The 13,384-nt window shown below is 70.3% G+C and carries 10 protein-coding genes; 7 read left to right on the top strand and 3 right to left on the bottom strand.

Annotated features, from left to right (window positions below; genetic code table 11):
• Positions 1–201: 201 nt before the first annotated feature.
• Positions 202–1,317, top strand: coding sequence for a hypothetical protein (locus ACGFNP_RS05745; protein WP_393315229.1), 1,116 nt, complete (start codon positions 202–204; stop codon positions 1,315–1,317).
• Positions 1,318–1,428: 111 nt separating this feature from the next.
• Here the strand turns inward: ACGFNP_RS05745 and ACGFNP_RS05740 are convergent, their stop codons facing one another.
• Positions 1,429–1,845, bottom strand: a complete 417-nt coding sequence (locus ACGFNP_RS05740) for an ATP-binding protein (protein WP_393315226.1) — start codon at positions 1,843–1,845, stop codon at positions 1,429–1,431.
• A gap of 46 nt (positions 1,846–1,891) precedes the next feature.
• The gene (locus ACGFNP_RS05735; protein ID WP_358326959.1) at positions 1,892–2,203 is read right to left on the bottom strand and encodes an STAS domain-containing protein; all 312 of its coding nucleotides are present in this window, start codon (positions 2,201–2,203) and stop codon (positions 1,892–1,894) included.
• Positions 2,204–2,689: 486 nt separating this feature from the next.
• Here ACGFNP_RS05735 and ACGFNP_RS05730 point away from each other — a divergent pair, with 486 nt between their 5' ends.
• The 6 genes from ACGFNP_RS05730 to ACGFNP_RS05705 all read left to right on the top strand — a co-directional run bounded on the left by ACGFNP_RS05730 (position 2,690) and on the right by ACGFNP_RS05705 (position 11,704).
• Complete coding sequence (locus tag ACGFNP_RS05730; protein WP_393315223.1) at positions 2,690–3,742, top strand: LacI family DNA-binding transcriptional regulator; 1,053 nt, start codon at positions 2,690–2,692, stop codon at positions 3,740–3,742.
• Positions 3,743–3,903: 161 nt separating this feature from the next.
• Complete coding sequence (locus ACGFNP_RS05725) at positions 3,904–6,057, top strand: CBM35 domain-containing protein (protein WP_393315220.1); 2,154 nt, start codon at positions 3,904–3,906, stop codon at positions 6,055–6,057.
• A gap of 425 nt (positions 6,058–6,482) precedes the next feature.
• Positions 6,483–8,612, top strand: coding sequence for a glycoside hydrolase family 36 protein (locus ACGFNP_RS05720; protein WP_393315217.1), 2,130 nt, complete (start codon positions 6,483–6,485; stop codon positions 8,610–8,612).
• A 17-nt stretch (positions 8,613–8,629) separates the two neighbouring features.
• The gene (locus ACGFNP_RS05715; RefSeq protein ID WP_393315215.1) at positions 8,630–9,952 is read left to right on the top strand and encodes an ABC transporter substrate-binding protein; all 1,323 of its coding nucleotides are present in this window, start codon (positions 8,630–8,632) and stop codon (positions 9,950–9,952) included.
• A gap of 4 nt (positions 9,953–9,956) precedes the next feature.
• Positions 9,957–10,835, top strand: coding sequence for a sugar ABC transporter permease (locus ACGFNP_RS05710; protein ID WP_358044062.1), 879 nt, complete (start codon positions 9,957–9,959; stop codon positions 10,833–10,835).
• Entirely contained in the window at positions 10,832–11,704 is an 873-nt protein-coding gene (locus ACGFNP_RS05705) for a carbohydrate ABC transporter permease (RefSeq protein WP_393315212.1), read from the top strand. The genes ACGFNP_RS05710 and ACGFNP_RS05705 overlap by 4 nt, the downstream gene beginning before the upstream one ends.
• Here ACGFNP_RS05705 and ACGFNP_RS05700 read toward each other — a convergent pair whose 3' ends face one another.
• On the bottom strand, positions 11,705–13,354 hold the full coding sequence (locus ACGFNP_RS05700) for a ricin-type beta-trefoil lectin domain protein (RefSeq protein ID WP_393315209.1): 1,650 nt from the start codon (positions 13,352–13,354) through the stop codon (positions 11,705–11,707). It lies immediately after the preceding gene.
• Positions 13,355–13,384: the final 30 nt, after the last annotated feature.

Here is a 13,384-nt window from a genome sequence, read left to right as displayed (position 1 = left end):
CGTACGGGTCCCGATGGCGGCGCAACCCCCTTGCCCACCGAAATACGAGCCCGCTGACCACTTGCCGTTAGATGGTTTATCAGCGTCAAGTGGGACAACAGGGGTCGATAACTTACATAACAACTCATATGGGTTATCTGATCGCTAGTCCTGTCGCGGGATTGCGTATCCTCAATACAGGCTATTCGCGAAGGAGGAGCCATGGTTCGTTCCAGGCCCCAGGTAATCGTGATAGCGCTGCGCGGGGTCGTTGACGACCGTGTGGCGAAGGAGGCTGCGCGACTGCTGGGCGCGCGCCTGGAGCAGAGTGAGCGCTGGCTGGTCTTCGACCTGTCCGGCGCCGAACGGATCACTCCGGGCGGCTGGCGGTTCATACTGCGCGCGTGGCTCGACGCGCGTGCCGCGGGCGGAGGCGCGACCCTGGCGGGCGATGCGAAGATTTCGCGAGATGTGACTCGCCAGATCGGGCTGCCGACCTCACCTGACGTGGATCACGCCCTGGCGGCACTGAATCCGGAGCGCCGGATATCGGAGCTCGTGCCGGCACCGGACGAGGTGCGGCCTCGGCTGGGAGCTCGGCCTGTCGACGGGTATGAAAGGGCCTTCCTCGCCTTCTTCGGCTACCGGCCGTCATCCGATCCGTTGAAAGACGCGTTCTCCCGGGCGTTGGTCATGCAGGCGCTCGCCGACGTCAGGCGGGATGCGGTGGAGCCGGATCCGGCTCTGGAGATGATGCCGGCCGGGCCGGACGACGACGTGCTGGACGCACTGCGCGAGTCGCTGCTGCCCAGAGGCACCCAGGAGGGCTTCGCCTATCTGGGGGACGCGGAGAGCGCGCCGGCGGTGGAGAAGGCGCTGCGGCAGTTCGGTGAGGCGTTCGGATGGGAGGTGACGCCGCGTTCTGAGCCGCTGGAGGGCTCGTGGTTCCGCCGGTTTCGCCTGAAGGCCACGGACCTGGCGATGTCCTCGGACGCCAAGGAGATCGCCGAAGAGCTGCGCCGGGCCGCCGAACTTCGAGCGCTGCACAGCGTACAGGCCGAGAACGACAGCAAGCAGGCACAGGCCGCGGCGACGCTGATCCAGGCACTCGACGGCACAGAGCAGGCGGTGGTACTGGTCGGGTCAGTCCTGGTCATCAAGGACGCGGGCCGCTTGGCGGTGCGTACGCTGACCCAGCGTCAGCTCATCTACCTGGAGCGCAGCGCTGACATGACGCAGCCGAGCAATGTGCTCGAGGCGCTGGAGCGGTGCGGTGCCGCTGACGATCCGCCGCCGACGCGGGTGCGCTCCCTGCCGCCAGGCGAAGATGATGACTGATGTGGACAGCGCGCATCGATGCCGTCTTTCGCGGCGATGTAGGTCGTCAGTCTGATCTTCGTCGCCGACAAATCATCACCAAGCCCACCCCGCTCAACTGAAGGATCCTACTCAGGGGTGGTTCGGTTGCGTAGCGGAGGCCTCCAGAGTGACGGTGGTGCCGTCGACGCCGGTGTCGATGGTCAGGCGGCTGACCCACTGCCGGGCCAGCCACAGTCCCCGGCCGCTGCTGCTGTCGGCCGGTACGGGATCGTGGCCGTGCTCGTCCGGTCGCGGCAGGCCGGGGCCGTTGTCGGTGACCCGGCAGTAGAGCCGGCCGTCGGCCTGCCACAGGCTCAACCGCCCGCCCCCGCCGCCGTAGCGCACCGCGTTGGTGGTGATCTCGTTGACCGCGACCACGAACCGGTACAGGTCCTGCCCGGTGAGACGGTGCCGCTCGGCGTACCGCTCCACCAGTCGCCGCACCGTGACGAGCGTGTCGAAGTCGAAGTCGTACTGGAGCTCCAGGGCTTCGTCGGGCTCACTCATCGGCGCCTCGCCCCCGAGCGGACACCATGGTGGTATTCAGCCGCCCTCAGCCCAGCCCGAACGCGGTGAGCAGCCCCGTTATGCGCAGTTGGTCGAACACCCGGGGAGTGGGATGCTCCACGCTGAAGGCCGCCTCGACCTCGGCGGACGCCTTCATCGCGTCCACGAGCACGCCGATCCCGGAGGAGTCGAGGAAGGCCACCTCGCCCATCTCGATCCGCACCACGGAAGGACGCTCGTCGATCACGGCGGAGGCCACGGTCTTCCGTACCCAGGCCGCGTTGGTGAAGTCGATGTCCCCGCGCAGCACCACCTCCAGCAGACCGTCGGTTACGGTGCCGACCGACACCACGTCCATGCGCATTCCTTCCTCTGCCGAGCACGGCGGGCTCACCCCGTGACGCACTTCGGCCCGCCGGTCGGGTATGGCCGGCTGCTCGCACGAACCATTGTCCCGGTATATACGGGTATCTATCACCGGCTCGCCCACCACGCCACCCACGGGACGGTTCTCAGCGGCCTGTTCACGCGCCTGAGCCGGGCACATCGGCGGTCTGCCGGGCTGTTGATTCGTGCTCGCCTGCCCCGGGCGGAGTGACTCACCGCCGTTTCTGGCGCTGTCGCCGGTGGTCAACGGGCGGCGGTCGCGCGGCCTCTCGCGAACCAGACGGAACCACGGTCCGTCCGGCTGCCTACGGGCGGGCGGTCGGGCCAGGTGGGCCGTGGGTCCGTCCGGCAGACGATCCGTGGGCGGCCGAGTCCGGCGGAGTCGGCCGCCCGGCAGACGATCCGCGAGCGGCCGAGTCCGGCGGAGTCGTGGTTCGGGGCGGCATACCATGTGATCGTGAGTTTCAGCCCCCGGCGTGAGCCGCGCTCCGGCGCCCGCAGAGGGGCCGTGCCCAGCATCCGCGACGTCGCGGCCGCGGCGGGCGTCTCCTATCAGACCGTTTCGCGGGTGCTCAACGACTCGCCCCGGGTGCGCCCCGACACCAGGGCCGCGGTGCTCGCGGCCATCGAGACGCTGGGGTTCCGCCCCAACCGGGCCGCGCGGGCGCTCGGTCTCGGGCGCGCTCCCGGCATCACCGTGGTGACCGCCAACACCATGCTGTACGGCTACGCGTCCACGCTGCAGGGCATCGAGGAGGCCGCGCGGACCGAGGGCCTGGCCGTGGGGGTCAGGGTCGTGGAGTCGGACTCGCTCGCCGAGGTCAAGCAGACGGTCGACTACGTGAGCGACCCGAGCGCGGGCGGCCTGATCATCATCGCGTTCGACCCGGCGGGCACCGCGGTGCTGGCGGCGTTGCCGCCGGACATCCCGGCGATCGCCGCGACCGAGCCGGTGGCGCCCGACACGGGCAGGGTGGCGATCGCGCTGGACGAGCGGGGGGCCGCCGCCGACGCCACCGAGCACCTGCTGGCGCTGGGCCACCGGACCGTGCACCACGTGGCGATCCCGTCCGAGGGGCGCTCCAGCGGCAGGCAGGCCGGCTGGTGCGACGCGCTGTCGCGGGCGGGCGCCGAGATCCCCGAGGTGATCGGCTCGGGCTGGGACATCCGCGCCGCCTACCTGGCCGGGCAGCGGCTGGCCGCCGACCCGGACGTCACGGCGGTGCTGTGCGGCAACGACGACATCGCCCAGGGGGTGCGCCGCGCTCTCTACGACGCGGGCAGGGACGTGCCCGGTGACGTGAGCATCGTCGGGTTCGACGACATTCCCGGCTCGGCGTTCTGGATCCCCGCGCTGACCACCGTGCGGATGGACTTCGTCGGGCTGGGCCGGGCGTGCTTCCTGGCGGCGGTGGCCGAGCTGACCGGGCAGCCGCAACCGGAGACCGAACTCACACCGCCCCGCCTCATCGTGCGCGAATCAACCGCCCCGCCGCGCCGCCGGTCCTGAAACCCGCGCCGTAACGGCACCTCCGTGCGCCAGGCCGAGACCGAGGCTGAAATCAGCACGTAACAATCCGGCAAAGGGCCCTTCCGCTCCTGGCATGTGACCGCTCACACTCCATGTGACCGGTCACATGACCGCCCCTCTCCCGGCAGGAGGTACTCCCGTTGACATCGCTCCGGCTCCTGGGTGTCACGACCATCGTCTGCACGCTGCTCTGCGCCGCCGCCCCCGCGCAGGCCGCGTCCCCCGCCCTCGTCGTCGACCTCGCCTCGGACACGGGCCCGCTGAAGTACGGCGCGACCGGCTTCCTGTACGGCCTGGGAAACGACGGGATCCCCACCGAAACCATGCTGGCGGCGCTCAAGCCCCAGGTCACCGCGCAGAAGGCGCCCGACGGCCTCCAGCACCCCAACGGCGACGCGCTCCAGGTCGCGTCCATGTTCAAGCGCGCCGGCGGCCGTGACATCCAGGTCTACATGCAGGACATCTACCGCGAGTGGCCGTACGAGAACCTCGGCATCGACGACTACCTGGCCAAGGTCGACACGATGACTCGCAAGATCGTCGCGGATCCGTACCGGACGTCGTACGTGTACGTCCCCTTCAACGAGCCCGACCAGATCTGGTACCAGGGCAATCTCAACGGCCTGCTCGACGCCTGGAAGCGCGTCTACCAGAAGATCCGCTCGATCGACCCCGCCGCGCGCATCGCGGGCCCGAACTTCGCCTCCTACCGCGCGGCCGACTACCGCACGTTCTTCACCTACGCCAAGGCCAACAACGTGCTGCCCGACGTCACCACCTGGCACGAGCTCGGCAACGACTTCTTTACCGGCTGGTACGACCACCACGCCGACTACCGGGCCATCGAGACGAGCCTCGGCATCAGCCCCCGGCCCATCGCGATCAACGAGTACGCCCGCTTCTCCGGCGACCTCGGCGTGCCCGGCAACCTGGTCCAGTACGTGACCCGGTTCGAGAACAGCAAGGTGGACGCCTGCCTGGCCTACTGGACCACGGCCGGAGCGCTCAACGACCTGGTGACCAGGAACAGCCAGGCGACCGGCGGCTGGTGGCTCTACAAGTGGTACGGCGAGCTGACCGGCCACACGGTCACCGTCACCCCGCCCACCAAGAACGGCTCCCTCCAAGGACTGGCCGCCCTGGACCCGGCCAGGAAGCAGGCCCGGGTGATCTTCGGCGGCTCGCTCAACGTGACCGACACCTACTCCGCCGACGTCGTGGTCAAGGGCATGAGCGCGGCCTCCTACCTCGGCAGTTCGGTCCACGTGACCGTGTGGGGGGTGAACAGCACCGGCCTCAACGCCTCCCCGGGCCCGGCCCTGATCCACGAGGGCGACTACACCGTCTCGGGCGGCCAGATCACCGTCCCGCTCACCGGCCTGAACGGCGCCGCCGCGTACCAGCTCATCGTCACCCCGAACACCGACCTGACGCCCGCCGGCCCGGCCACCCGCTACCAGGCCGAGTACGCGGCGCTCGGCGGGACCGCCCGCGTCACCTACGGTCCCAACACCGGCTACTCCGGCACCTCCTTCTCCGAGGGCTACGGCGGCAGCAACACCGCCGCGACCACGTTCGTGGTGACCGCGCCCGGTGACGGCTACTACAACCTGGGCCTGCGTTACTCGGCGGGCCCGTACACCGGCGCGCCGCAGAGCCGGGCCGCCCGCCTGGTGCTCAACGGCACCGCGTTGACCGACCTCACCCTGCCGGGAACCGCCGACTGGAACACCTGGAACACGGTGACGACCAAGGTCTTCCTGCAGGCCGGGGTCAACCGGATCGGCGTGCACGCCTTCACCACCGACGACCGCGACGCCGTCAATCTCGACTACCTGGACGTGACGGCCACCACCGGCACCATCACCGCCTACGAGGCCGAGAGCGGCGCCAACGTCCGCGGCGGCACGGCCGTGATCGGCGCCAACAGCGCCGCGTCCGGCGGCTCGTACGTCGGCTACATCGGCAGGGGCGCCGCCAACATCTTACGTTTCACCGGCGTCAACGCCCCGGCCGCCGGGCGCTACCGCGTGGTGATCACGTACGCCAACGGGGAGCTAGGGGAGGGCGCGACCAACTACAACTCCAACATCGTGGACCGCTACGCCGACGTCAGCGTCAACGGCGGCGCGGCCACCCGGGTCTACTTCCGCAACACGCTGGGCTGGTCGAACTTCCGCACCACCGTGATGACCGCCGACCTCAGGGCCGGCGCCAACACGATCGAATTCGGCAACACCACCGCGTACGGCCCCGACATCGACCGAATCCAGATCGCCGCGGCACTCGGCTGACACCCCCGCCCGCGCCCACAGCGACGCGGGCGATCACCGCCCGAACCCCCAACCCCTAACCCCGACCCGCCCGACCCGGCGGACCTGCCCGACCTGGCGGACCCGCCGGACTCGCCAGGTCCGCCGATCCCCGCCCCCGCCCCCTGACCTCTGACCCCTGGACCTCCGGACCCCCGGGACCTGGATCTCCCGGACCGGCCCCTTGGGACCGACGCCCCGGACCGGGCCCTTGGGACCGGCTCCGGACCGGATCTCGGGACCGGCCCTGGACCGCCTTTCGGGACCGGTCCCAGGGCCCGACCTCCTGACCGACCCCCGCCCGACCCACGGGACCGGATCTCCCGGCCCCCCGAAGATCCCCGTAGATCGCGGCCGACCTGGCTGCGCGCCCTGCGGACACCCGCACAACCGAAGGAGATTTCTTGATGCCTGTCGACGTGGTCAAGACCCTGCGCTGGGGACATGACGCCCTGGCGGCGGTGGTGGAGATCCACCCGGATCGGCCGGTGGCGCTGCAACGGCTGGGCCCGCCCGGCGAGCAGCCGCGCCGGTTGTCACAGCCGCTGGTCGAGGTGCTGATCCCCGGCGAAGGCCGGGCCAAGGCGTCGCAGCGCCTGTCGGAGACGGCCGTCGGCTGCCGGTTGCGGTACGCGGGTGCCGAGCAGGGCCGCGACGGCGACTGGCACACGCTGCGGATCGCGCTCAAAGACGAGGTGTCCGGGTTGGCGGCCGAGGTGACGTTGCGCTCGTACGAAGGGGTCGCCGCCTGTCAGATCCAGGTCAAGGTGACCAACCAGGGCACCGGCCCGGTGCTGCTGCTCGCCGTGTCGTCCTTCGCCGCCGGGTTCCTCGGCCGTTCCGTGAGCGAGCTGGACGTCCTGTCCGCCGACAGCGAGTGGCTGGGTGAGAGCAGGTGGAGCAGGCGGCCGCTCGGCGACCACATCGCCGACCTCAACCTGGCCGCGCACGGCCAGCACGGGCGCGGCCGGTTCGCGCTGAGCAGCACCGGCACCTGGTCCAGCGGGCGGCATGTGCCGATGGGCGGCCTGGCCGACCGGCGTACCGGCCAGACCTGGCTGTGGCAGATCGAGCACAACGGCGCCTGGGGGTGGGAGACCGGCGAGCGGCTGGACGGCGTGTACGTCGTGGCCACCGGCCCCACCGACGTCGACCACCAGTGGAGCCAGACCCTGGCGGCGGGGGAGTCCTTCACCACCGTCCCGGTCTCGGTCGCGGTCTCCGCCGGAGCCGGAGCCGAAGCCGAAGCCGGAGCCGAAGCCGACGGCCTGGAGGGCGCCGTCGCCGCGCTCACCGCGCACCGCCGCGCGCTGCTGCGCCCGCACCCCGACAGGTCGGCGCTGCCGGTCGTCTTCAACGACTACATGAACACCTTGATGGGCGACCCGACGACGGCCAAACTGCTGCCGCTGGTGGACGCCGCCGCCGCGGCCGGGGCCGAGATCTTCTGCATCGACGCCGGCTGGTACGACGACGACGGCGCCTGGTGGGACAGCGTCGGTGAGTGGGAGCCGTCCCGGACCCGCTTCCCCGGCGGCATCCAGGAGGTGCTCGGCCACATCAGGGAGCGCGGCATGACACCGGGGCTGTGGCTGGAGCCCGAGGTGATCGGCGTACGCAGCCCGATGGCGGACAAACTACCCCCGGAGGCGTTCCTCCAGCGCGGCGGCCACCGCCTGACCGAGCACGGCCGCCATCACCTGGACCTGCGCCACCCCGCGGCCGTCGCGCACCTGGACCAGGTGGTGGACCGGCTGGTGGAGGAGCTCGGCGTCGGCTACTTCAAGCTCGACTACAACATCAACCCGGGCACCGGCACCGACCTGGACGCCGACAGCGCGGGCGCCGGGCTGCTGGCCTGCAACCGGGCCCACCTCGCCTGGCTGGACGGCGTCCTGGACCGGCACCCCGAGCTCGTCCTGGAGAACTGCGCCTCGGGCGCGATGCGCATGGACTACGCGTTGCTGTCGCGGCTGAACCTGCAGTCGACCAGCGACCAGCAGGACTTCCTCCGCTACCCGCCGATCGCCGTGTCCGCACCGCTGTCCATGCTGCCGGAACAGGCCGCGAGCTGGGCGTACCCGCAGCCGGAGATGACGGACGAGGAGCTCGTCTTCACCATGTGCACCGGCGTGCTGGGGCGGCTCTACCTGTCCGGCAACCTGCACGCCATGAGCGCCGCCCAGCTCGACCTGGTGCGGGCAGGCGTGCGCGCGCACCGCGACCTGCGCGCCGACCTGGTACGCGCGGTCCCGTGCTGGCCGCTCGGCCTGCCCGGCTGGGACGACCCCTGGCTCGCCCTCGGCCTGCGCGCCGGGGACACCACCCATCTCGGGCTGTGGCGCCGCCCCGGCGCCGCCGAGACCGCGATCCTGTCCCTGCCGCACCTGGCCGGGCGCCGCCTGCGGATCGAGACCGGCTACCCGGGGTACGCGGAAGGCTGGGGGCACTCCTGGGATCCGTCTACCGCCGAGCTGTCCGTGACCAGCGCCATCACCGGCCCGACCGCCCGAATCCTGAAAGTCACCCCCCAATGAACCAAAGGAAGCACACCGTGAAACTCACCGCGATCACGGCCGCGGCCGCCACCGCGTTCCTGGCCCTCACCGCGTGCAGCGACCCGGCCTCCGGACCCGCCGCCACCCCGGCCGGGAGCGGGCAGCCCGCCGCCTGGGCCGCGCCCACCGGCAAGCTCGACGGCACCACGCTCACCATCTGGGCCGCGCAGAACAGTAACACCGTGCCCAAGCAGGTCATCGACGGGTTCACGAAGGCCACCGGCGCCAAGGTCGACGTCGTCACCATCCCCGACCCGTACGAGCAGGGCGTGCAGACCAAGGTGGCCACCGGCGACAAGCCCGACCTGGCCTTCTGGCAGCCGACCGCGTCCATGCTCACCGCGCTGAACGCCAGGACCAACCTGCAGCCGCTGGACGGCGCCCCCTGGCTCGCCTCGATGACGCCCGAGCTGCGCGACATCACCGGCCTGCTGGACAAGACCCGCTACGCCGCCCTCATCACCAGCCCGGCCGTCGAAGGCGTCTACTACAACAAGGAGGTCTTCGCCGCCAACGGCGTCACCGCGCCGCCCAAGAACTTCGACGAGATGGTGGAGATCGCCCGCAAGCTCAAGGGCAAGGGCGTCACCCCGTTCTTCGAGATGGCCGGCGACAAGTGGGCCACCCAGTGGTGGGTGCAGGTGCAGCTCGCCGACGCCGCCCGCGACGGCCTGTGGGACCGGGTCAACACCGGCAAGGAGACCTTCGCCGACAAGACCATCCTGGACGCGATCAAGAAGTACAAGGCGCTGATCGGCGAGGGCCTGTTCAACTCCGACATCAAGACGGCGACGTTCGAGGACCAGGGCGCGGCGCTGCTGTCCGGGAAGGCGGCGATGGCCGTCCAGGTGAACTCGTTCTTCGGCCAGCTCCAGGCCAAGGCCGACACCGCGACGCTGGACAAGAAGATCGGCTTCTTCCCCATCTCGCCGTCCGGCAACGTCGGCACGTTCATCCCCGACCAGAGCAACGCGCTGGTGGCCTTCAGGACCGGCGACGCCAAGCGCGAGGCGGCGGCCCGCCAGCTGCTGTCGTACTGGATGGGCCCCGGCTACCAGAGCTTCATCGCCGACCGGAAGACCGTCTCGCTGCGCGCCGACGTGCCCAGCCCGGCCGGGGTGCCGCAGGCGCTGCTCGACGTGCACAAGTCGCTCGGTGACGCGGTCGGGTCGATGCAGGCGCTCGCCGTGGCCAACCCCGACCTGTACCTCAACCTGGCCGACATGATCACCGGCAGCCTGACGCCCGAGCAGGTGGCGGCCGCGACCCAGAAGCAGTTCGCCCAGCTCGCGAAGGCTGCCGGCGCCTCCGGGTTCTGACCACATGACCGACACCAGCGCGCGCCGTACGCATCCGATGTGGTTCCTCGGCCCGGCCTTCGCGATCCTGTTCGTCTTCTTCTTCCTGCCGACCCTGTTCAACTTCATCTACGCCTTCACCGACTGGTCCAGCTTCAAGAGCGAGATCCGCCCGGTGGGACTGGACAACTTCACCGACCTGTTGTCGGACGGCACGCTGTTCGCCGCGCTGCGCATCACGGTCGTCTACGCCGTCCTGGTGGCGCTGTTCCAGAACCTCTTCGGGTTCGGCCTGGCCGTGCTGCTGGAGCGCGACACCTGGCTGAACCGGGTCGCGCGGCTGTTCTTCCTGATCCCGGTGCTGATGTCCGCCCTGGCGGTCGGCTACGTCTTCCAGGCGCTGCTGAAACCCAACGGCAGCCTGAACGGCCTGCTCGGCGGCCTGCTCGGCCATCCGGTCAGCATCGCCTGGCTCGGCGACACCACCTGGACGCTGGTCGTGGCCTCGGTCATCCACGCCTGGAAATGGATGGGGCTGTCCATGCTCATCTACCTGGCGGGGCTGAAGACCGTGCCGGAGGACATCACCGAGGCGGCCAGGATGGACGGCGCCTCGCCCTGGCAGGCGTTCTGGTCGATCCGCTTCCCGCTGCTCGCGCCCGCGGTGACCTTCAACGTCGCCACCGCGCTGCTCGGCTCGATGAACGGCTTCGACATCGTCCAGGCCACCACCGGGGGCGGGCCGGCGCGCAGCACCGAGATCCTCAACATCTTCATCTACCGCACCTTCGGCCAGGGCCTGTTCGCGCAGGCCACGACCATGAGCCTGGTGCTGTTCCTGCTGGTCGGGCTGCTGGCCTTCCCCGTCATCCGGACCCTGCGCAAGCGAGAGGAGATCCTGTGACCATCCCCGCGTACGGCGTCCGGGGCCGCCGGGTCCGGCCGCCCCGGGCGACCGGCCTGGCGGCGCGGCTGCGGCCCTTCGCCGTCGTCGCGCTCGTCGTCACCGTCATGGGCGTGCCGCTGTGGCTGATCGTCTCGACGGCGGCCAAGTCGCAGGCCGAGGCGCTGTCGCCGAATCTGTCGCTCCCGTCGCGCTGGCGGCTCTGGGAGAACCTCGCCCAGGTGTGGACCCAGGGCGACATCCCGGCCGCGTTCCTCGGCAGCGTGCTGATCGTGGTCCCGGCCGTCGCCCTGGTGCTGACGTTCGGCTCCATGGCGGCGTGGATCCTGGCCCGCCGGGCGAGCCGGCTCACCGCCGTCCTGTACGCGCTGGCCATCAGCGGCATCGTGCTGCCACCCGCCGTGGTGACGATCGTGCTGCTGCTGCGCCAGCTCGGCCTGGCCGGGACCCTCACCGGCATGATCGGCGTGTACGTCGGCATCTACCTGTCGACCGTCGTCTTCTTCGTCACCGGCTTCGTCCGTACGGTGCCGCTGTCGATCGAGGAGGCCGCGCGCATGGACGGCGCGGGCCCGGTGCGGGTGTTCGTCTCGGTCATCCTGCCGATGTTGCGCCCGGTGCTGGCCACCGCCACGATCCTCATCTGCCTGTACGTGTGGAACGACGTCTTCTACGCGTTCTTCGTCATCGGCGGACGGATGGACACATTGCCCCTGAACCTCTTCCAGGTGGCCAACGCCGGGCTCTACCTCAACAACTGGCACTTGATCTTCGCTTACATCATCCTGATGAGCCTGCCGCTGCTGGTCGTCTTCGCCGTGGCGCAGCGCAAGATCATCTCCGGGATCACCGGGGGCGCGGTGAAGTGATCATTGGGGGACGTTCCACTTCTGCGGGTCGAGGCCGTTGCAGTCATAGATCTGCAGGCGGGTGCCGTTGGTCGTGGCGCCGCCCGGGCTGTCGAGGCAGCGGCCCGACTGCGGGTTCAGCAGCGAGCCGTTGGCCTGCCGGCGCCACTGCTGGCCGCCCGCGGTGTTGCACTCCCAGAGTTGGACCTTGCTGAAGTTCGCGGTGGCGTTGGCGTCGATGTCGAGGCACTTGCCGAACGCCCGGATCGTGCCGTTCGGGTGCATGGACCAGCGCTGGCCGGTGGCGGTGCCGCAGTCCCAGAGCTGGACGGCGTTGCGGTTGGTGTTGGTGTTGGTGTTGACGTCCAGGCACTTGCCGGCCGTGGCCGGGCCGGTGATCTGGCCGACCGGGCCGCCCAGCGTGCCGATGCCGTAGCGGACCTGGCACTGGTCGCCGGTGAGCAGGGTTCCGGCCAGGTAGAGGAAGCTCGTGCCGTCGGCGGAGGGCACGATCGGGGAGCTGTAGCCGGGGCAGGCCGGCGCCCCGGCGGCGTAACCGCCGGTGGGATTGATGTTGACCGGGGCCTCGATCTCGGTCCACGCCCCGGTGCCCAGGTTGGTGTTGGCGAACACGACCTGGCCCGACTCTCCGTTCACGGTCTTGTTCCCGGTGGGGCCGGCGACCACGCGCTGGCCGGACATCAGCAGCGTGCCGTTGGGGCCGCCGCCGGGCAGCCAGGCGACGTAGGGGGTGTGCAACAGCTCCCGGCTGTCGGAGGTGCGGACGATGGTCCCGGCCGCGCTCCAGTTGAGGCCGTCCGGGCTGGTCTTGGTGTACACCTCGCAGGCGTGGTCGGGGTCGGTGGCGTCGCGGCACAGCTCGTACGCCATCAGGAACGTGCCGTTCGGCAGCGCCGTGAGGATGGACATGCCGGGCCGGGCCAGATTGTCGGCGGGGAAGGCCACGTCCTGGGTGAGAGTGGGGCTCCAGGTCTGGCCGCCGTTGGTGGAGGTGTAGTGGCCGATGACCTGGTTGTTGGTCGGGGTGCCGGCGGGCCGCTCGTCGGAGATGAAGCAGGCCAGCGTGTTGTTCGGGGCGAGCAGGAACCACGGCTCCCAGATGCCGTGCCCGACCGTGTTGGGCTGGCCGCTACTCTGCGTGCAGTTGGACAGGTACGTCCAGGTCACGCCGTGATTGGTGCTCTTGAACACCTCGACCTTCTGCGCGGTGAAGTCGCCGACGTGCCAGGCCGTGCCCGCCGCCAGCAGGTCGCCCTGGTTCAGCCCGTTCGCGGTGCGCGGCACCTCGTAGAGGACCGGTGCGCCCAGGTCCCAGCCGGCGGTGTGCGAGGTGATCGTGGAGATGGGGTTGGCGGTCCAGGTGCGACCGCCGTCGGTGCTGCGGTAGACCGGGAACGCGTTGGGCGCGTTGTGGTTGTTGCGGGCGAATGTGGCCAGCATGGTCTCGTTCGGCGAGCCGTCGTAGTCGAGCCGGACGGCCCTCGGGTAGCTGGCGTCACCCTGCGGATAGGTGGTCAGATTGGGGGAGTAGAGAACCTGTCCGGCCGGGGCGGCCGAGGCGGGACCGGTCAGGGCCGCGAGCAGCCCGGCGATCAGGGCGAGCGCCATCACCAGCGGTAACGGACGCCTGAGGGGTGGTGCGAACTGCACGGTGTCTCCTGGGGTGCGGGCCCGGCGAGC

It is taken from the genome of Nonomuraea sp. NPDC049269 (genome assembly GCF_043197155.1).
GTDB lineage: Bacteria > Actinomycetota > Actinomycetes > Streptosporangiales > Streptosporangiaceae > Nonomuraea.
This window is presented reverse-complemented; position numbering and strand designations above follow the sequence as displayed.

Bases quoted from the DNA above. Each gene is read 5' to 3' on its own strand.
- ACGFNP_RS05745 (WP_393315229.1), top strand. From the start codon at position 202: ATGGTTCGTTCCAGGCCCCAGGTAATCGTGATAGCGCTGCGCGGGGTC.
- ACGFNP_RS05740 (WP_393315226.1), bottom strand. From the start codon at position 1,845: ATGAGTGAGCCCGACGAAGCCCTGGAGCTCCAGTACGACTTCGACTTC.
- ACGFNP_RS05735 (WP_358326959.1), bottom strand. From the start codon at position 2,203: ATGGACGTGGTGTCGGTCGGCACCGTAACCGACGGTCTGCTGGAGGTG.
- ACGFNP_RS05720 (WP_393315217.1), top strand. From the start codon at position 6,483: ATGCCTGTCGACGTGGTCAAGACCCTGCGCTGGGGACATGACGCCCTG.
- ACGFNP_RS05710 (WP_358044062.1), top strand. From the start codon at position 9,957: ATGACCGACACCAGCGCGCGCCGTACGCATCCGATGTGGTTCCTCGGC.